The organism is Bradyrhizobium ottawaense (genome assembly GCF_002278135.3).
Classification (GTDB): Bacteria; Pseudomonadota; Alphaproteobacteria; order Rhizobiales; family Xanthobacteraceae; genus Bradyrhizobium; species Bradyrhizobium ottawaense.
The window spans coordinates 2,036,168-2,054,918 of the sequence record NZ_CP029425.2; the positions used below are offsets into that span (position 1 = coordinate 2,036,168).

Below are 18,751 nucleotides of genomic sequence, written 5' to 3' on the forward strand. Positions count from 1 at the left end.
GGTCATGGCTTTCGCCAGGACGACGGCGGAGGGTGGGGCGGCGGTGCGAGCCCCGCTCGCAAAGAAGAACGCCCGGGACCCGCCCCGGGCATTCTAACGCTTCGGTTCCGCCATTGCCTCCACACCGCGAAGCTGCGTCGCGACGACCAGCGCGCCGATCTTCCGACCCATGTCCTTGCCGACTTCGGTCGAGAACCGGTAGTGGAAGCCGGCCCAGATGCGCGCATTGGAGACTTCGTCGCTATAGTCCTGGAGCCGCGACCATTTGCGCGTGACCCCTGGCGCCGTCGGGCTGGTCAGTGAGAACTCGCCAAAATCTCCAACGACGGTCTGGAGCACGGTCGAAATTGCGGCCGAGATGATGCAGTGAGCGCAGGGATATTCAGGATGCATCGGCGTGTCCCCAAGCGGCAGCCAGGAGGGATCGCGAGGCGTTGCGGCATTCGAGGTCAGATCGGCATTGCGTATGGCCGTGATCGGGCGCCAGAAATTGTAATGGTACTTGGCGTCGAACACGGCAACGATGGCATCGTTCCCGGCAATCGACGTCAGGGCGAACAGGCGGGCGCAGTCGACGAGATCCACTCCCTTGGCCAAGGCGGCCTGCCTCACGATGGGATTGTAGGTGCGGGCGCCGACAGAGAACCAGAAGCGGCCGATCGTCGTCTGCTCGGGTGTCCGGGTCGGGCTGCCTCTGCCGCCGACCTCGCGGATTTCGTTGACGTCCCTGGTCCAAACCTCTGAATCGAGTGCCGGCGGTGGTCCGGGGCGAAACTGCGATCCGGACGCCATGACCCACGGCGTTGTCGCACCGGTGGTCGAGAAGAGCGGGACGACGGTTGGAATATAGGCGCCCGGTGTGGTCGGGGGCCGGTACGTTTCCACGGCGGCGCTGCCATCGTTCGCGCGAAGCTGGATGATCTGCGCCGCAGCTTCTTTCCCGAGCGCGATGCCGGCGCTCTTGGACTCGCCCTCGGCAATCGGCGTCAGCGCGTTCGTCAGTGTCGCATCCAGGTCCGGCTTGAGGTCCGGATAGATCGACAGCAGCACGTCGTGAGCCGCAACTGCCCCCGCGGCTTCCCGCGAGGTCGAACGCTCCGCGGACAGCGTGACCTTGTAAGGCGCGTAGCGGCGGTCGATCGCATTGACGGCCTCGAACATTGCAACGTGCATCATGGACAAGGCGCGGCTGTGCGGCGCCGGAAGAATCTGTTTCTCGGCGGCGATCGCATCGGCTTTGGCGTTCCAGTCCATGATTACGTCCGCGCGCGCAAGCGGCGCGGTGGCCGAGATCAGCGCTGCAATCAGCGAAAAGCGGGAGATCGTCCACGAAGCGTATTTCATGGCGTGCCCTTTCGGTTAAGGAGGTTCGCGAAACGCGGATGCGGCACCTCGCCGGCATCCTGCCAAGCGGCATCGGGACTCTAACGATGTTGCGGCGTGTCCTTTGTGAACTGCTTCACGCACCGTTCCTCCCGGCGCTGTCCCGGCCCCACGCGCAATTGCGCAGCAGGCGGGGACGACACCAGCATAGCACTACCCCGCAAAGAAAAATGCCCGGGACTGGCCCGGGCATTCGCATCTCAATTTTGTCAGAAGCCCTTACGCTCCCATCATCGGTATGCGCGGATACTCGCCCGGCGTTCCCGCGGGCGTGATCGGGATGCCGCCGTCGGAATATTCGTTGAGCTTGTTGCGCAGCGTGCGGATCGAGATGCCCAGGATGTTGGCGGCATGGGTCCGGTTGCCGAGGCAGTGCTTCAGTGTCTCCAGGATCAGGTCGCGCTCGACATCGGCGACGGTGCGCCCCACCAGCGCGCGCGTCACCTGCTCGGCGGCCATCGTGGCATGCGCCACGGCCGGCACGGTTTTCGCGAGGTCGAGGCGGTCGCCGTCCGGGGTGAGGATCGCGTCGGCTCCGATCTCGTCGCCCTGCGCCATCAGCACGGAGCGGTGCATGGTGTTTTCGAGCTCGCGGACGTTGCCCTGCCAGCGGTTGGCCGAGAGCACGCGGCGCGCTTCCGCCGAGATCGGGCGCACCGGCACTCCGTTGGCTTCGGCGTACTTCTTCACGAAGTGCTGAGCGAGCTCGAGGATGTCGAGGGGACGCTCACGCAGCGGCGGGATCTTCAGGTTGACGACGTTGAGGCGGAACAGCAGGTCCTCGCGGAACGTGCCTTCGCGCACGGCCTCGGCCAGATTGCGGTTCGAGGTCGCGATGATGCGGATGTCGACCGGCACCGGCTTGGTGCCGCCGACGCGGTCGATCACGCGCTCCTGGATGGCGCGCAGCAGTTTCGATTGCAGGCGGACGTCCATCTCGGAGATTTCGTCCAGCAGCAGCGTGCCGCCGGTCGCCTCCTCGAACTTGCCGATGCGGCGCGCGATCGCGCCGGTGAAGGCACCCTTCTCGTGGCCGAACAGCTCGGATTCCAGGAGATGCTCGGGAATAGCGGCGCAGTTGATGGAGATGAAGGGGCGCTTGGCGCGCGCCGAGCGGGTGTGGACGTAGCGGGCCAGCACTTCCTTACCCGTTCCGGACTCACCGGTGACCATTACCGAGGCGTCGGATCCTGCGATCTGCTGCGCCAGCTTGATCACCTTCGCCATCGCCTCGTCGCGATAGACCAGCTCGCGGGAATCGTTGGCGACCGCGGCCAGCACCGCGGCGATCAGCTCCGGGTCCGGCGGCAGCGGGATGTATTCCTTGGCGCCGGCGTGGATCGCGGCGACCGCGGCGCGGGCGTCGTTGGTGATGCCGCAGGCGACGATCGGGGCGTGGATGTGCTCGGCCTCGAGCCGCATCACGAGGTCGCGGATGTCGAGGGCGACGTCGACCAGCAGGAGGTCGGCGCCCTTGCCGCCGCGCAGCACGCGCATGGCCTGGTCGTGATCCTCGGCATGGGTCACGGTGGCGCCGTTGTCCATCGCGATCTTGGTGGCGGTGGTGAGCTGGCCCTTCAATGTGCCAACGATGAGAAGCCGCATGTCAGTCTCCTGTCCGTCTGGTCGCGCGCGCTATCAGCTGCGTTCGGTCTTGATGATTTCGGTCATGGTCACGCCGAGCTTGTCCTCGACCAGGACGACTTCGCCGCGGGCGACCAGCTTGTTGTTGACGTAGATGTCGATGGCCTCGCCGACGCGGCGGTCGAGCTCGAGCACGGTGCCGGGTCCGAGCTTCAGGAGCTCACTGACGTCCATCTTCGAGCGGCCGAGCACGGCCGAGACCTGCACGGGAACGTCGAACACCGCCTCGAGATCGGCGGCGGCACGCGCCGCATATTCGTCCTCGTTGTAGCCGACATCCGTGCCGGTGGGCGGCATCGGGCCGTTGAGATCGGGCAGCGGGACCTGTCCGTCGGTATCGCTCATGGCTTAGCTCCCCCTGCGGGACGCGACATAGCGTCCAACCATTTCGTCGATCTTGGCCGCGATGGCGCCGCGCTCCAGCACGACGCCGCCATCGGCCCATTCGATCCGGCAGTCGCCGGTCGCAATCTCCGGCTCGGCCAGGATCACCAGCCGTCCTTCGAAGCCGCTCTGCTTGGCGAGCCGCTCGATCTTCTCGCGGGCGCTGTCGTAGAGCGCGTCGTTGATGCGGACTACCAGATGCGGTGTCGCGACCAGATGCGAGAAGCAGTCCTTGACCAGTGCGACGATCTCGCCGAGCGGCTCGGCGGCGACCAGGTCTGCGCACAGCTTGCGCGCAACCGCCACCGCAACGTCGACCGCCTCGGTTTCCATCTTGGATTCGATGTTGCAGATGCCGGATGCGATGCCGCGGATGCCGATATTGATCTCTTCCATGGCAAGCGCGACGCGGCGGTCGCTCTCGGCCTTGGCCTCCTGCTGGCCGGCGGCAAAGCCGTCCTGATAGGCGCGCGCCTCGGCTTCCGCGACCTTCTGGGCGATCTCCGCAGCGGTCGCGGCCTTCTCGCGTGTCGTCCGCTCGGGCGCCGCGAAGTCGGTATCGAACAGGAATTTTGCCGGAGCGGCCATCAATACACCAGTTCGTCGTCGGCGCGGTTCTTGGTCAGCATGATCTCGCCCTTGGCGGCGAGATCCTTGGCGAGGTTGACCAGCAGCGCCTGGGCCTCGTCGACGTCGCGCAGCCGCACCGGGCCCATCGCCGCCATGTCGTCCTGGAGCATCTTGGCAGCGCGCGAGGACATGTTGCCGAAGAAGAAGTTGCGGACGTCCTCGTTGGCGCTCTTGAGCGCGACGCCGAGCTTGTCCTTGTCGACGTTGCGCATCAACGTCTGGGCCGAGCCGGAATCCAGCTTCACGAGGTCGTCGAAGGTGAACATCAGCGCCTTGATGCGCTCGGCCGATTCGCGGTTGTCCTCTTCCAGCGAGGTGATGAAGCGGGTTTCGGTCTGGCGGTCGAAATTGTTGAAGATTTCCGCCATCACCTCGTGGGCGTCGCGGCGGCGGGTCTGCGACAGGTTGGACATGAATTCTGTGCGCAGGGTCTTCTCCACGCTCTCGATCACCTCCTTCTGCACCGCCTCCATCTTCAGCATGCGGTTGACGACGTCGAGCGCAAGCTCCTCGGGGAAGATGCCGAGAACGCGCGCGGCGTGTTCCGGTTTCAGCTTCGAGAGCACCACCGCGATGGTCTGCGGATATTCGTTCTTGAGATAGTTGGCGAGCACCTCTTCCTGCACGTTGGAGAGCTTCTCCCACATGTTGCGTCCCGCGGGGCCGCGGATTTCGTCCATGATGCCGTTGACGCGCTCGGGTGCCAGATATTGCTGCAGCAGCCGTTCGGTGGCGTCGAAATTGCCCATCAGCGCGCCCGATGCCGACATGCGCGAGACGAATTCGAGCAGCATGTCCTCGACGGTGTCGACCTCGACGGTGCCGAGCGTCGACATCTCCAGCGAGAGCTGGCGCACCTCGTCGTCGTCGAGCAGTCCCCAGATCTTGCCGCCATATTGCTCGCCGAGCGCCAGCATCAGGATCGCCGCGCGCTTCGGCCCAGACACCGCTTCGACCGCGTTGCCCGCGCGGCTGCCGGCACGCTGGCCGAGCGTGGAAATGACGCTGGTGATGTCGTTCGAGTTGGCGTTTTGCAGACTGGCGGCCATGTCAGATCACTTCTTGATTCACTTGGCGAGGGATCACTTGGTGCGGATTACTTGGCAGGTTCGGTCAGCCACTGGCGGATGATGGCGACGGTTTCGTTGGGGTTACGCTCGGCGAGCTCGCCGACGCGATGAACGGACTGGGCGTGGACCTGGCCCTGGATGGTGGCAACGTCGATCGCGCTGGCGGCGCCGCTCGGCAGCAGCGCCTGGCCGGCTGGCGCGCTCTCTTCCGAAGCCGCCGGGCCGGCGAGAACGCCGGAGATGGCGGCGGCGACTTCGTCGGAGGCCAGGATGCGCTTGACCAGCGGGCGGATCACCAGGAACAGCACGATCAGGCCGAGCAGCATCATCACGCCGAGCTCGACGAAGTACATGACGTCGTCCTTGGTGAACTGGAGCATGCCGAGGAAGCCGCCGGGCTCGCCGATCGGGGCAGTGGAGGGCGCATCCGCAAAGCGCAGATTGACGACCTCGACCTGGTCGCCGCGCTTCTGGTCGAAGCCGATCGCCGAGCGCACCAGCGTGGCGATGCGGTCGAGCTGCTCCTTGGTGCGGTCCTGATAGGCCAGCTCGCCCTTGTCGTTCTTGGAGTAGATGCCGTCGACCAGCACCGCGACCGAGATGCGGTTGACCCGGCCGGCTTCGGTCACTTCGGTCTTGGTGGTGCGGGAGATCTCGTAATTGTTGGTCTCTTCGGACTTCTTGCTCTGGTCCTTGGCCGCGACGCCGTTGTTCTGCTGGTTGCCGGGCAGCTCGTTGTTGACGGTGACCTGGCCGTTGTTGTCGGCGGTCATGCTCTGCTCTTCGCGGGTCTGGCTCGAGCGCAGCACGCGGCCCTCGGGGTCGAACTTGTCCGAGGTCTGGGTGATCTTGTTGAAGTCGAAATCGGCGGAGAGCTGGACGCGGGCGCGGCCCGAGCCGACCACGGAGGAGACGATGTCCTCGACCTGCTTGCGCATCCGCTTCTCGAAGGAGATGCGGCGCTCGTCGCCGACCGCCTGCTCCGGATCGGTGGCGGCGCCGTCGGCGAGCAGCTGGCCGGCCTCGTCGACGATCGAGACCCGCTGCGGCTTCAATCCGTTGACGGCGGAGGCGACGAGGTGGCGGATGGCGCGGATCTGCTGGGCTTCCAGCGAGCCGCGGACCCGGACCACGATCGAGGCCGACGGCTCCGGCGCCTCGCGCGCAAACAGCGGGCGCTCGGGCAGCACCAGATGGACGCGGGCGGCCTGGATGCGGTCGATGGCGCGGATGGTGCGGGCGAGCTCACCTTCCAGCGCGCGGAGGTGATTGATGTTCTGGACGAAGGAGGTGGTGCCGAGCGCGTCCGACTTGTCGAACACCTCGTAGCCGACGCCGCCGCCCTTGGGCAGGCCGCCCTCGGCGAGCTTCATCCGCAGGCGCGTGACCTTGTCCTTGGGCACCATGATGATGCTGCCCTCGTTGCGGATCTCGAACTGGATGCCCTGGCGTTCCAGGTCCTTGATAATGCCGGAGGAATCCTCGACGCTGAGGTCGGTGAACAGCGTCGTCATCTGCGGCGTGGTGACGCGCATGATGACGAACGCGAAAAAGCCGATGAGCGCGGCGGTGACCGCGATCATCGCCCCGAACCGGGCGGCGCCGATACTCTTCAAAAAGTCCGCAAGACCTTGCAAGCAACCGCCCCAACAGATTCGGCCGCTTTTCACAGGAAAGGCCGACTGGGCAATTATTGCCTAGGTGATGGTTTCGATATGGTTAACGAAGGTTAAGAGGTCGGACAAAAGTCGCGCAAAGGGCGGATATGAAAAAAATCGGCCTCGCAGGGCGAGGCCGATTTTCGTCAAAAGCCGCAGATTTCCGGATCGCCTACTGGCGATATTGCTGGATGCGGGTGGTGCGAAGACCCGCCAGACCATGCTGGTCGATGGAAAACTGCCAGGAGAGGAATTCGTCGACCGTCAGGGTATAACGGCTACAGGCCTCCTCCAGCGAGAGAAGTCCACCACGGACGGCGGCGACGACTTCGGCCTTGCGGCGGATGACCCAGCGTTTGGTGCCGGGTGCAGGCAGATCCGCGATCGTCAACGGACTGCCGTCCGGCCCGATGACGTATTTTACCCTCGGGCGATGGGGTTCTGTCATGGCGTACTCACAAACTCTCAACCACTGAACTCACGCCCGTAACCCTACGCCCGGCGGCTTAAAAATCCGCTAAGCCTAAGGCTTCAATACAATTCTCGTTGAAAATGGCTGGAACGGCGCCGTGTCGGCCGGCGAAACGGTGGAATCCGGGCCGGTCGAGGGGGACTTCGTAAATACTTTACTAACGAATGGAGCCGGAGCGCGGTGTCGCGGAGGCTCCAACTGTCGTCCCTGCGAAAGCAGGGACCCATACCGCGTGATCTATCGATGAGACGCGGGCAGCAGTACCAAGAATGACTTCCTAACCCCTGGTCTTCGCCAAACTTCTCCCTGGGGCTATGGATCCCCGCCTTCGCGGGGATGACAGCGAGTATATAGCAGCGGCGCGCACCTTTAATTGCTGCTCGTCGCGATGATGCTCTTCACCTGGCTCAGTGTGTAGCTTGCGCCGTCGATGGTGAGCAGGGGCGGCGATTGGGTCAGGTCGACCGACGACACGACGCCCTGCACCTGGGCGGCGATGCCGACATTGTTGTTCGCCACATCCTTGCCCGTCGCCGTGATCGTATACTTGCCGTCGGGCCATTGCGTGCCGTCATTGCCCATGCCGTTCCAGGTGAAGGGAATGTCGGTGCCGGCGGCGGCGGTGTATTTGCCGGTGAACACGGTCTGGCCGCTGGCATTGGCGACGGTGATGTCGACGGTGGAGTCGGTCGGCACGTTGAGATGCCAGGTGGCTGATGACTTGGTCATGGTCGCGGTCGAGCCGTCGACCAGGGCGGTCTTGCCGACGAAGCCCAGCGCCTGGGTCGCCTGCGTGGTCTGCTGCAGGGTGACGAGCTGCGACAGCGCATCGTTGGTCTTGAGCTGCTGCTCGACGCCGGCGAACTGCACCAGTTGCTGCGTAAACTGGTTGGTGTCGAGCGGATCGAGCGGGTTCTGGTTCTGCAGCTGCGTGGTCAGCAGCGTCAGGAAGGTCTGGAAGTTGCCGGCGAGCGTCGATCCCGTGGTCGAGCTCAGCGAGTTCGACGAGGAGGATTTCGGGAGGTCGGTCGTGCCGGAGACGACAGCAGGAGCGGTAGCGCCAGTCGTGGTGGTCATGTCGGATACTCCTTACACTCTGATGTCGACGCCGCCGCTCGGCCCGTACATGCGGCCATAGCCGCGCCCGACGGGTGCGGCAGCAGCGGTGTCGTCCTCGCTGATGATCAGCCGGCGGGCATTGCCGCCATTGTCGTTGTTCTGGCCGGAGTTCTGGCCCGACGAATTCTGGTCGCGCAGGCTGAAGGACAGCCCGTTGCTGCCGGACTTGAGGCCGGCATCATCGAGCGCGCGCTGCAATTGCGGCGCGTCCTGGCGCAGCATCTGCAGCGTCTCCGGCTTCTCCACCGTGAGATGCGAGGTGACGTTGCCGTTGCGGTCGACATTGATGCGGACGTCGATGCGGCCGAGCTCGGCCGGGTCGAGGCTGATGTCGAAGCGGGACTTGCCGGAGCGGATGGCGGCCGCGATCTCCACCGGCACGCCGTTGATCGGCACCGCCGTCGCACTGGCCGCGGTCGCGGTCAGCGTCGCGGTCGAAGCGGACGCGGTCGAGGTCGTGTTGGTCAGCGGCGCCTGCATCGCGGAGGCGGCCTGCGCGCTGGTGTCGGCGGTGTTGAAAGCGGCCTGCGCATTGGCATGGGCGTGGGCGGCCGGTGCGGCCGGGATCGCGTCGGGCGTACGGTCCGCTGCGCCGGGCTTCGCCTCGGTCGCTGCGCCATCTGCCTGCGGCTTGGCGCTTTGCGGATGCGCTGCGGCGTCGGCGGTCGCGGCGCCCGGCGCTTGTGTCGGGGCGGCGTTCGCCTTGCCGGCGTCCTGGCCGATATTGGAGACGTCCGACTGTCCTTGTGCGGTGGCGACGGCGGCCTGGAACGAGGTCTTCGGCGTGCCCTGGTTGACGGGGATCAACCCGCCGCTCGCCTTGGCGTCGGTCGCGGCCGCGTCGGTTGCCCCGGTCGCGGCATCGGCCAGCGTCGCGGTGGTGTCGGCGTCGACCTTGGCGCCGGCGGTCTTGGCGCTCTTGTCGGCGGGCGTGGCGGTGTCGGTCTTGGTGCCCGCGATCTGCGCCGCGGTCGAAGCGCTGGCGGCGATGCCGGCGGCGGCGATCGTCAGCGGCGAGGCGGTGGCGGCCTGGTTTGCAGCCGCGTTGGGATCGGCCGGGACGACCGGCGCGGCAACCACGATCGCGTTCGGATCGGGCACAGCCTGCGCCGCGTCGGCCGGCGCGGTTGCTGCGGCATCGACCGCGGCGGTGAGCGTGTCGGTGCCCTCGGTCTGGTCGTCCTTGGTTTTCTCGGATGTGTCAGCCGATTTGGCGTCCGACGCCTCGGACTTGTCCTTGACCCTGTCCTTGGCCGTGCCGGCGTCCTTGGCCGCATCCGTGGTCGTGTCGTTCGCCTTGTCGTTCGCCTTGTCGTTCCTGGCGGGCGCGGAGGTGTCGGTGTCGTCGCTCGCCCTGCTCTGCGAGGATTCATCCGTGGACGAGGTGTCGCGCGGCCCCTTGTCCGCGGAGGACGAATCGCTCCGCCGCGGCGCGCTATCCTGGGCCTGCGAGGCCGCATTGGTGTTGATCGCCTGGGTGTTGCTGTCGACCAGCGACCCGAAGGAGTCGTTCGCGGACGGCTCCCTGGCGCTCTGCGACCGCGCAGGCTTTTGCTGCGCGCTCGAAACTTGCACGCTGGCCACGACATCTGACGTACGACTGACCACAGGCGACCCCTTGGAAACATCTTCGGCATCAGGGGAGCAAGGAGCGGGCCAGTGCCCTTTCAGGTATATTTATGCAGCAAAATCAATAGTTTATGGATTTTATCCCGTCGCCGCAGGGCCCGCTGCGACCCCGCCATTTCTGCCTCCCCGGCAAGAATTGCCCTAAGCTGGCCGCCCCCGTGATTGCTTCACCGGAATGCCGCCTATATTAAAGAGGTTACTCTCAGCCGCTTTCGACCGGGCAGTCGTGCCTTGCGGGAACTAAAGTTCCCGGGGTTCGACGACGTCCCGCGAGAAGCATGAAATCGCGGATCGCCGCACGCCGCCGTCACAACCCTTAAGGCCCATGCTCAACAGTCTGGATCTCGAAGGCCGTCCTGAGGACACCAGGGTCGTCGTCGCCATGTCGGGCGGCGTCGATTCCTCGACGACGGCTGCGCTTCTGAAGGCGGAAGGCTACGACGTCGTCGGCATCACGCTGCAGCTCTACGACCATGGCGCTGCGACCCACCGCAAGGGCGCCTGCTGCGCCGGCCAGGACATCCACGACGCCCGCGACGTCGCGGCAAAACTCGGCATTCCCCATTACGTGCTCGACTACGAGGATCGTTTTCGCGAATCCGTCATCGACAATTTCGCCGACAGCTACGCGCTCGGCGAGACGCCGGTGCCGTGCATCGAGTGCAACCGCAGTGTCAAATTCCGCGACCTCCTCAAGACCGCGCGCGAGCTCGGCGCGCAGGCGCTCGCCACCGGCCATTACGTCGCCTCGCGCCGCCGCGAAGACGGCTCGCGCGCGCTGGTCTGCGCCGCCGATGCCGACCGCGACCAGAGCTATTTCCTGTTTGCGACCACGCAGGAGCAGCTCGACTTCCTGCGCTTCCCGCTCGGCGACATGACCAAGCCCGAGACGCGCGAGCTCGCGCGCCGCTTTGGCCTGTCCGTCGCCGACAAGCACGACAGCCAGGACATCTGCTTCGTGCCGACGGGCCGCTATACCGACATCATTACGCGCCTGCGTCCGAATGCGATGGACCCCGGCGACATCGTCGATCTCGATGGACGCGTGCTCGGCCGGCACAATGGCATCGCCAATTTCACCGTCGGCCAGCGCCGCGGCCTCGGCATCGCCGCCCACGCGCCGCTGTTCGTGGTGCGGCTTGAGGCTGCCACCCGCCGCGTCGTCGTCGGCCCGCGCGATGCGCTGAAGATGCACCGCATCGCCTTGCGCGACGTCAACTGGATCGGCGGCGACATCGACCGCGCCATCGGCGCCGGCCTCGAATTGTTCGTGCGCGTGCGCTCGACCCGCGCGCCGCAGCCGGCATGGCTGCGCGGCGCGAACGGCCATTATGAGGTCGAGCTCGTCGGCGGCGAGGAGGGCGTCTCGCCCGGCCAGGCCTGCGTGTTCTACGACGCGCCCAGTGGGCAGGCCCGCGTGCTTGGCGGCGGCTTCATTCAAAGCGCCGCCGCGAAAGTCGCGACAGGCACGGCGAGGCCGCTTGTCGAAGCGGTGCGCGGTTAAGAGAATTCAGGGCAGGGGGCATGGCAGCAGACATCTCGCGGGCCGGGGTCGAGAAGGCCTATGGCCGCTGGGCGCCGGTCTATGATCTCGTGTTCGGCAAGGTGTTCGACGCCGGACGGCAGTCGACCATCGCGGAGGCCGACCGCATCGGCGGCCGCATCCTCGACGTCGGCGTCGGTACCGGCCTGTCGCTGTCGGACTATTCGCGCACCACGAAAATCTGCGGCGTCGACATCTCCGAGCCGATGCTGCGCAAGGCGCAGGCGCGGGTGCGTGCGCTTCGCCTCTCCAATGTCGAAGTGCTCTCGGTGATGGATGCGAAAAACCTCGCCTTCCCCGAAAACTTCTTCGACGCGGTGGTGGCGCAATATGTCATCACCGCCGTGCCCGATCCCGAAGGCACGCTCGACGAGTTCGTGCGCGTGCTCAAGCCCGGCGGCGAGCTGATCCTCGTCAACCACATCGGCGCCGAGACCGGCCCGCGCAAACTGTTCGAGCTCGCCTTCGCGCCCGTCGCCCGCCGCCTCGGCTGGCGCCCGGAATTCCCGTGGGCCCGCCTCGAGGGCTGGGCCGCGAGGCACGGCGGCATCACCTTGGCCGAACGGAGGCCGATGCCGCCGATGGGGCACTTTTCGCTGATCCGCTACCACAAATCGTGATCGTGCCGAGGGAACACGCGCCGTGATCGGCGCGTTTTTCTCCCATGCGCACGACATCAAACATCATCCTGGCCAGCCTCCTGATCGTCGCCTCCGGCAGCGCGATCGCGCAGGCTCCGCCCGCCCCGGCGACGCCGCCGCAAGCGACCGCGCCGCCATCCCCGCAACATGCGGCCAATTGCACCCCGCAGGACCGCCCTAACCGCCAGGCCGATGGCACCACCACCGGCCAGTCCCGGGAACCGCTCGGCGACAAGCTGGCAAAGTCCGACGGCGTGCTCTGCCCGCCCGCGGGCGTCGACCCCGAGATGCACGCCCCGGCCCCCGACACCGGCGGCAACACCCCGGTGATCCCGCCCCCCGGCAGCCCCGGCGGCGACCCGAACGTGCGGCCGAAATAGGCCCGATTCTTCCTTCGCCTCTCCCGCTTGCGGGAGAGGCCGGAATCCGCAAAAGCGCGGCTTCCGGGTGAGGGGGAGTCTCCGCAAATCTGATATCCAAAAACAGGCGATCCGCCGCCAAAACCGGTCGCTTTTCCACCCCCAAACGCCCTGTCGCGCCGAAGCTTTTAGCGAAGGCGGATTGACTTCCCGCCGCCCCCTTCTTTATATGCCGCGCGTTCGCGAGATCGGCCGTAGCCGCCGTTCGCGGGCCCTGTGGCGGGGTAGCTCAGCTGGTTAGAGCACGGGAATCATAATCCTGGGGTCGGGGGTTCGAGTCCCTCTCCCGCTACCATCTTTCCCAACACTCCCGTGGCCCGATTGGGATAGGCGGATTCGCCAAGCAGGGCATTTGGCCGGCCGGCTATCTCCGCCGCGACTCTACCTGGTCTGGCTGGATCCCGGGACACCGTGACCGTACCGACAAGGTCTCGGATGGCTTCTGCGGCATCCAAGGCCGTCGACCGAGGTCCGAGAAGGGAGGGATCGCCATGACCTTTCGTGATCGCATCCACCGGCCGCTCGCTTTCCCTGTTCGATTTCCCTGTTCGATTGACCGTGCTGCTGCTCAAGGCGCTGCCGTCTTGCATGTGATGTTGCTGCGAGGCGCCTCCGTTCCCTGGCTAGCCGACCAGCACTGTGTCAACGACGCCCTCGCGAACGGCCCGGATCTCGATCCCGAGAAGATAGCCTCTCATGGATGCCTGCGAGATCGTCACGTAGCGATAAGGGCAATCGAGCGTGTCGACGATCACGACGTCGAAGAATCTCTCCCGGCGCCAACGCGTGGATCGGTTTGGCCGTCCGGTTGAGCTCCTTGCGCGACAAGCGATGCGCAGCAAAGTCGAGCTGCCATCCTCTTTGCCGCACTTTGCTTGACCATCGGTCCTTCCGAGAGTGGAGGACCTTAGAGGACGCTGATCCATGCTTGGTAGTATCGGGCTGTTTCCACACGGATGAACCAATACCTCCGCGCTGCACCGCAGAAGGTTGTTGGCGCGCTTCCAGTCGTCGCTGATGGCGCCGCGACACCAATCCCCTGGCACAAAAAATGCTGAGGCTGAGCCGATGGCGCACCGAAGTTCGCCGCGGGGAGACGGAGGAAATGATGAGAGCCCAAGTACTGAGAGCGTATGACGAAAAGCTTTCCGGCGAGCGCTGGGTTAGCGAAGAACAAGTGCCTGATCCGAAGCTGACGAAATCGACCGACGTCATCGTTCGCATTGGCGGTGCAGGCGTATGCAGGACCGATCTCCATATCATCGAAGGCGTGTGGAAGCCGCATATGGATCCGACCGGCGACAAGCTGCTTCCGCTCATCATGGGACACGAGAATGCAGGGTGGGTCGAAGAGGTTGGCAAGGAAGTCGAGGGATTGAAGAAGGGTGATCCCGTGATCGTCCACCCGAAGATCACCGGCGGAACGTGTCTCGCCTGTCGCCGCGGCTTCGACATGCATGGTCCAGGCACATTTCCAGGCCTCGACTGCAACGGCGGGTATGCGGAATTCCTTTGCACCTCGGAGCGCAACATTGTCCCGTTGCCGCGGACGCTCGCGCCGAAGGAAGTCGCTCCATACGCGGACGCCGGCCTCACCGCGTATCGCGCCGCCAAGAAAGCCACGCGGCATCTTTTGCCAGGCGAATTCTGCGTCGTTATCGGCGCGGGCGGCCTGGGCCACATTGGAATCCAGTGCCTCAAAGCGATGTGTGCGGCCGACATTATTGTCGTCGACAAGTCCGAAGCATCGCTGAAACTGGCCGAAAAATCGGGCGCCGATCATCTTGTGAAAGCTGACGGCAACGAAGTGGAAGCCGTTCTGGGCCTGACCGGTGGAAACGGTGCGGAAGCGGTGATCGATTTCGTCGGCGAGAAGGGTACGACCTCGAAGGGCCTGGCAATGACACGCCCGATGGGCAGCTACTACGTCGTCGGTTACGGCGAAGACATTCGGGTGCCGACCGTCGACATGGTGATAACCGAGAAGAACATCATCGGCAATCTGGTCGGCACGTGGGCCGAACTGACCGAGTTGATGGCCCTTGCGGACCGAGGTCTGGTCGAGCTCGCGACGGCGGAGTATCGCCTTGCCGATGCCAACAAGGCTCTTCACGACCTCAATGCCGGCAAAATTCACGGACGTGCAGTGCTTATTCCCTGAACCTGATCCAACCCGATCCATCGCGGGTAAGCACTTGCTCGCGATGGACTTCGAGGGTTCTCGCTCTGAAATGGGCGTGCAGTTCTGGAGGGCGTTCGGTCAAAATACTCGGGCGTCCTGACCTGCTTGTGCGCCAAGCCGTCGAGGCAACCAAACGCAGGGCAGAGAGTCTCATTCTGCGTCGTCGTCTCAATTTGCGTCGCAGCGGGGGAGCAAAATGCGCCGAAGCTTCCAGAGTCCCGCGGACCAGGTGCCGCGCTATCTGCGCTTCACCGGCATCATCCCTGGCGTACGGCGCCGGGCTCCGGGAGGGACGTCGATCGGTTCAAACGACGTGATGAGGCCGATCGCAAATGGCTTCGCTGCTTGTTGGCCGGATAGTCCGAGCAGAACTCTCAAATAACATCGTGCGGCTTCGCCTTGGGAGCGTCAGATGAGGTTCGTCCTGGTGAATGGCAGGATGCCATGTTCGAAGACGCTTTGCATGCATTGCTGTGCGCCGATCCATGCAGGCTATTTGAGAGAACTCAGCACCGGGCTGTCGTTCTGCGATCACGAATGCTACGCGCTCTATTCCTGTCGCTGGGCCGTGAAGCTTGGGTCGGGCGTTGCGGGGATCAACGCCCAATAACGCATGTCCATTGCCCAGGCGCGTGATCGCTGCTGCAATGCGAATAGTGCGGCGCAAACTCTCGCTTCTGGTTTGCTGAGATTCTCAATCTGCAATTTCTGTCGCAATTTGCATCGGCCTCGTCCGCGGGCTCGTAGCTGTAACGCCTGCGTTTGCGCCTATCTCCGCTTCCGCGCGGCCGGAAGCGATCCGGCGAGCTGTGCCGACCGCTGGCACGACCGTTGCAAAGCTTCCGATACAAGAACGCCGACTGCTCTGTATGGGGCGAGCCGCGAAAAGAACGAGGGAAGGGACGTCGAGCTAAGGGCGCATCATGTGCGGGATGACGTAACTGCGATCGGAGGACCGCCGCTCCGATGATCGCCTCATCCTCCTGGTGCTCCACAGTCGTCCCAGGACCCTTGCCGATATCAAGCGTCCGGCCGTGCAAGCGGCCGCGAGGTGGCCCGTAACGCACGGGTAGGCACTGCCCGGCCCGTGGAGGGTCTGGGCAGGCGAAATATCGATGTGGTTTCTGACCCGATCAGGAGGAAAGACGAGATGTCTGGAACTTTAACTCTCAACAAGATCACGGCCCAGCGCGGCATTTCTGTCGGTGAGGCTGCAAAGAAGATTGCAGATCTCGGATGGAATCCGTCCTACGTCCAGGAAGCGATGACCTTCCCCACCGACTACAAGATCACGAAGGCGCCGAAGGATCCGATGAAGCAGGTCCTTCGCTCTTACTTCCCGATGCAGGAGGAGAAGGACAACCGCGTCTACGGCGCCCTCGATGCCGCGCTGCGCGGCGACATGTTCCGCAACGTCGAGCCGCGTTGGGTCGAGTGGATGAAGCTGTTCCTGGCGATCATCCCGTTCCCGGAAATCTCCGCCGCGCGGTCCATGGCCATGGTCGGCCGTCTGGCCCCGGGTGAGGATCTCCGCACCGGCTTCACCATGCAGATGGTCGACGAATTCCGTCACTCGACCATCCAGATGAACCTGAAGAAATGGTACATGGAGAACTACATCGATCCGGCCGGCTTCGACATCACGGAGGAGGCGTTCGGCAAGTGCTACGCCACCACGATCGGTCGCCAGTTCGGTGAAGGCTTCATCACCGGTGACGCCATCACGTCGGCGAACGTCTACCTGACCGTGGTTGCAGAGACCGCGTTCACCAACACGCTGTTCGTCGCGATGCCATCGGAAGCGGCCCGGAATGGCGACTATGCGTTGCCGACCGTGTTCCTGTCGGTCCAGTCGGACGAGAGTCGCCATATCGGCAACGGCCATTCGATGCTGATGTCGATGCTGAAGGAGCCGGAGAACCACCTGCTGCTCGAACGCGACATGCGGTATGCCTTCTGGCAGAACCATGCCATCGTCGATGCGGCGATCGGCACCTTCATCGAATACGGGACCACCAACCGCGACAAGAACAAGGAGTCGTATGCGGAGATGTGGCACCGCTGGATCTTCGAGGATTACTACCGGACCTATATGCTGCCGCTCGAGAAATACGGCATCAAGATCCATCATGACGACGTCCAGACCGCCTGGAAGCGACTGACCGAGAAGCACTATGTCCACAAGGTCGCGCAATTCTTCGCAGTCGGCTGGTCGGCGAACTTCTGGCGCATCGAGGCCCAGACCGACAAGGACTTCGAGTGGTTCGAGCACAAATATCCGGGCTGGTACGCGCAGTTCGGCGAGTTCTGGAAATGGTACGAGAAGCTGTCGCACCGCGGCCAGACCAACATCCTGTTCAATAGCGATGTCGGTTACGTCTATCCGCATCGCTGCTGGTCGTGCCTCGTTCCATGCCTGATCCGTGAGGACATGGTTACCGACGAGATCGACGGCAAGCTGCACACCTTCGCCCATGAGCTCGACCGCTGGACGGCGGTCGAAGCCTTCGCCGGCGAGTACCAGGGACGTCCGACCCCGGCGATGGGACGGTTCAGCGGCCGTCGCGAGTGGGAGAGCGTCTACCACAACGTGGATATCGCCGACGCCATCAAGGATCTCGGCTTCGTGCGCACGGACGGCAAGACGCTGGTCGCCCAGCCGCATTTGCGGTTCGACCAGAAGGAAATGTGGACGCTCGACGATGTCCGCGGCCACATCCTCAAGAGCCCGCTGCAGACGCTGCGGGAGATGAGCCCGGCCGACCGCGAGACTCATCTTGCCGACTACCGCAAGGGATTCACGATCAATCCCTGCAACTAAGCGAGACCGAGGGGGCCGGCTTCGGCCGGCTCCTTCCCGACCGTTCCCCGGAAGATATGAAGCTTGGTTTGAGGAGGCCCCCTATGGGCGCGCCCACGAATGTCGTTCGCCTGCAGCCGGTTGGCATAGAGTTCGAGGTCGAGGAGAACGAAACTGTTCTCGACGCCGCGTTTCGCCAAGGGATCGCGCTGCCGCATGGTTGCAAGGAAGGACAGTGCTCGGCGTGCAAATGCGTGCTTACCGGAGGGGACGTGGAGCTGAAGAAATACTCCACGTTTGCCCTCAATGAGATGGAACGCGGCCAGGACTACATCCTGCTCTGCCGGACTTTGGCCTATTCGGATCTTGAGGTGGAGCTTCTCAACTATGACGAGGAGGTGCTGTCGAAATCGATCCCCGTCAAGGATTTCACGGGAACGGTCACCAACGTCGCTGCGCTCACCCATGACATCCGCCTCCTCGAGATCACGCTGGAGCAACCTCTGAAGTTCTGGGCGGGTCAATATGTCGACATCACGCTCCCGGGACCAGAGACGATTACGCGCTCGTTTTCCATGGCAAATCCGCCGGGCGAAAGCCAAAAGCTCGCGTTCATCATCAAGAAGTACCCCAACGGACGCTTCTCCTCACGACTCGACGGAGACCTTGTCGTCGGAACCGAAGTCGGAATCAAAGGACCTTACGGGACCTGCTTCCGGCGAGAAAACAAAACCGGAGCCATGATCCTGGTCGGCGGTGGATCCGGGATGTCGCCACTGTGGTCCATCCTGCATGATCACATCAGCTCGGGAGAAGTGCGCCCGGTGTACTTCTTCTACGGAGCTCGAACGCAGGGCGACCTTTTCTATCTCGATCGCTTCGCCGAGCTCGCAGCCAACCATCCGGAGTTCAGCTTCGTCCCCGTCCTTTCCCATGCAGCGGACGATACGGCCTGGAGTGGAGCGAAGGGCTTCGTGCACGAAGCGGTCGGATCACACCTTCGCGGCGCCGGATATGGCGAAGACGTCGACGTCTACGCTTGCGGACCATCGCCGATGATCGAGGCGTTGACGCCGGTACTGCAGATGAACGACGTCGAGTCGGACCGAACCTTCTTCGACAAGTTTACGCCGGCCAACAATTAGGGCGGCCTTTGACCGCCGAGCGACCAATCATA

At 64.2% G+C, this 18,751-nt stretch carries 16 protein-coding genes and 1 tRNA gene; 7 read left to right on the forward strand and 10 right to left on the reverse strand.

All coding sequences use genetic code 11. The annotated features are described in order from the left end of the window. Positions 1-93 precede the first annotated feature (93 nt). The 9 genes from CIT37_RS09735 to CIT37_RS09775 form a co-directional block, all read right to left on the reverse strand. Positions 94-1,344: a vanadium-dependent haloperoxidase gene (locus tag CIT37_RS09735; RefSeq protein WP_038948487.1), complete on the reverse strand. Its 1,251-nt coding sequence runs from the start codon at positions 1,342-1,344 to the stop codon at positions 94-96. Positions 1,345-1,602: 258 nt separating this feature from the next. After that, positions 1,603-2,988, reverse strand: a complete 1,386-nt coding sequence (gene flbD / locus CIT37_RS09740; RefSeq protein ID WP_095426627.1) for a sigma-54-dependent transcriptional regulator FlbD — start codon at positions 2,986-2,988, stop codon at positions 1,603-1,605. Positions 2,989-3,021: 33 nt separating this feature from the next. Beyond that, positions 3,022-3,372 (reverse strand): flagellar motor switch protein FliN, encoded by a 351-nt coding sequence (gene fliN, locus CIT37_RS09745; protein ID WP_018318401.1) that lies wholly within the window; start codon positions 3,370-3,372, stop codon positions 3,022-3,024. 3 nt (positions 3,373-3,375) lie between these two features. Beyond that, positions 3,376-3,999 carry a FliH/SctL family protein gene (locus CIT37_RS09750; protein ID WP_095426626.1) on the reverse strand — a complete coding sequence of 208 codons (624 nt, stop codon included), beginning with the start codon at positions 3,997-3,999 and terminating at the stop codon, positions 3,376-3,378. Then, positions 3,999-5,090, reverse strand: coding sequence for a flagellar motor switch protein FliG (fliG, locus tag CIT37_RS09755; RefSeq protein ID WP_028140210.1), 1,092 nt, complete (start codon positions 5,088-5,090; stop codon positions 3,999-4,001). Before fliG ends, CIT37_RS09750 begins: the two co-directional genes overlap by 1 nt. 47 nt (positions 5,091-5,137) lie before the next feature. Then, the gene (gene fliF, locus CIT37_RS09760) at positions 5,138-6,748 is read right to left on the reverse strand and encodes a flagellar basal-body MS-ring/collar protein FliF (protein WP_095426625.1); all 1,611 of its coding nucleotides are present in this window, start codon (positions 6,746-6,748) and stop codon (positions 5,138-5,140) included. A gap of 193 nt (positions 6,749-6,941) precedes the next feature. Beyond that, positions 6,942-7,217 carry a CtrA inhibitor SciP gene (sciP, locus tag CIT37_RS09765; protein ID WP_002714638.1) on the reverse strand — a complete coding sequence of 92 codons (276 nt, stop codon included), beginning with the start codon at positions 7,215-7,217 and terminating at the stop codon, positions 6,942-6,944. A gap of 393 nt (positions 7,218-7,610) precedes the next feature. Beyond that, complete coding sequence (locus CIT37_RS09770) at positions 7,611-8,318, reverse strand: flagellar hook assembly protein FlgD (protein ID WP_028140208.1); 708 nt, start codon at positions 8,316-8,318, stop codon at positions 7,611-7,613. Positions 8,319-8,330: 12 nt separating this feature from the next. Next, positions 8,331-9,968 (reverse strand): flagellar hook-length control protein FliK, encoded by a 1,638-nt coding sequence (locus CIT37_RS09775; protein WP_038970842.1) that lies wholly within the window; start codon positions 9,966-9,968, stop codon positions 8,331-8,333. Between the two features lie 346 nt (positions 9,969-10,314). Here CIT37_RS09775 and mnmA point away from each other — a divergent pair, with 346 nt between their 5' ends. The 4 genes from mnmA (at position 10,315) to CIT37_RS09795 (ending at position 12,887) form a co-directional block, all read left to right on the forward strand. After that, positions 10,315-11,493 (forward strand): tRNA 2-thiouridine(34) synthase MnmA, encoded by a 1,179-nt coding sequence (gene mnmA, locus CIT37_RS09780; RefSeq protein ID WP_095426624.1) that lies wholly within the window; start codon positions 10,315-10,317, stop codon positions 11,491-11,493. Positions 11,494-11,513: 20 nt separating this feature from the next. Next, positions 11,514-12,152: a class I SAM-dependent methyltransferase gene (locus CIT37_RS09785; RefSeq protein ID WP_028140205.1), complete on the forward strand. Its 639-nt coding sequence runs from the start codon at positions 11,514-11,516 to the stop codon at positions 12,150-12,152. A 44-nt stretch (positions 12,153-12,196) separates the two neighbouring features. Continuing rightward, the gene (locus CIT37_RS09790) at positions 12,197-12,553 is read left to right on the forward strand and encodes a hypothetical protein (RefSeq protein WP_028140204.1); all 357 of its coding nucleotides are present in this window, start codon (positions 12,197-12,199) and stop codon (positions 12,551-12,553) included. A gap of 257 nt (positions 12,554-12,810) precedes the next feature. Continuing rightward, positions 12,811-12,887: transfer RNA gene (locus CIT37_RS09795), tRNA-Met, on the forward strand. Positions 12,888-13,215: 328 nt separating this feature from the next. Here the strand turns inward: CIT37_RS09795 and CIT37_RS09800 are convergent. After that, positions 13,216-13,347 (reverse strand): hypothetical protein, encoded by a 132-nt coding sequence (locus tag CIT37_RS09800; protein ID WP_275937778.1) that lies wholly within the window; start codon positions 13,345-13,347, stop codon positions 13,216-13,218. A 353-nt stretch (positions 13,348-13,700) separates the two neighbouring features. Here CIT37_RS09800 and CIT37_RS09805 point away from each other — a divergent pair, with 353 nt between their 5' ends. The 3 genes from CIT37_RS09805 to CIT37_RS09815 all read left to right on the forward strand — a co-directional run bounded on the left by CIT37_RS09805 (position 13,701) and on the right by CIT37_RS09815 (position 18,719). Continuing rightward, complete coding sequence (locus CIT37_RS09805) at positions 13,701-14,753, forward strand: NAD(P)-dependent alcohol dehydrogenase (RefSeq protein ID WP_095426770.1); 1,053 nt, start codon at positions 13,701-13,703, stop codon at positions 14,751-14,753. 1,171 nt (positions 14,754-15,924) lie between these two features. Further along, positions 15,925-17,595 carry an aromatic/alkene/methane monooxygenase hydroxylase/oxygenase subunit alpha gene (locus CIT37_RS09810; RefSeq protein WP_091960700.1) on the forward strand — a complete coding sequence of 557 codons (1,671 nt, stop codon included), beginning with the start codon at positions 15,925-15,927 and terminating at the stop codon, positions 17,593-17,595. A gap of 83 nt (positions 17,596-17,678) precedes the next feature. After that, entirely contained in the window at positions 17,679-18,719 is a 1,041-nt protein-coding gene (locus CIT37_RS09815; RefSeq protein WP_095426622.1) for a 2Fe-2S iron-sulfur cluster-binding protein, read from the forward strand. Positions 18,720-18,751 lie beyond the last annotated feature (32 nt).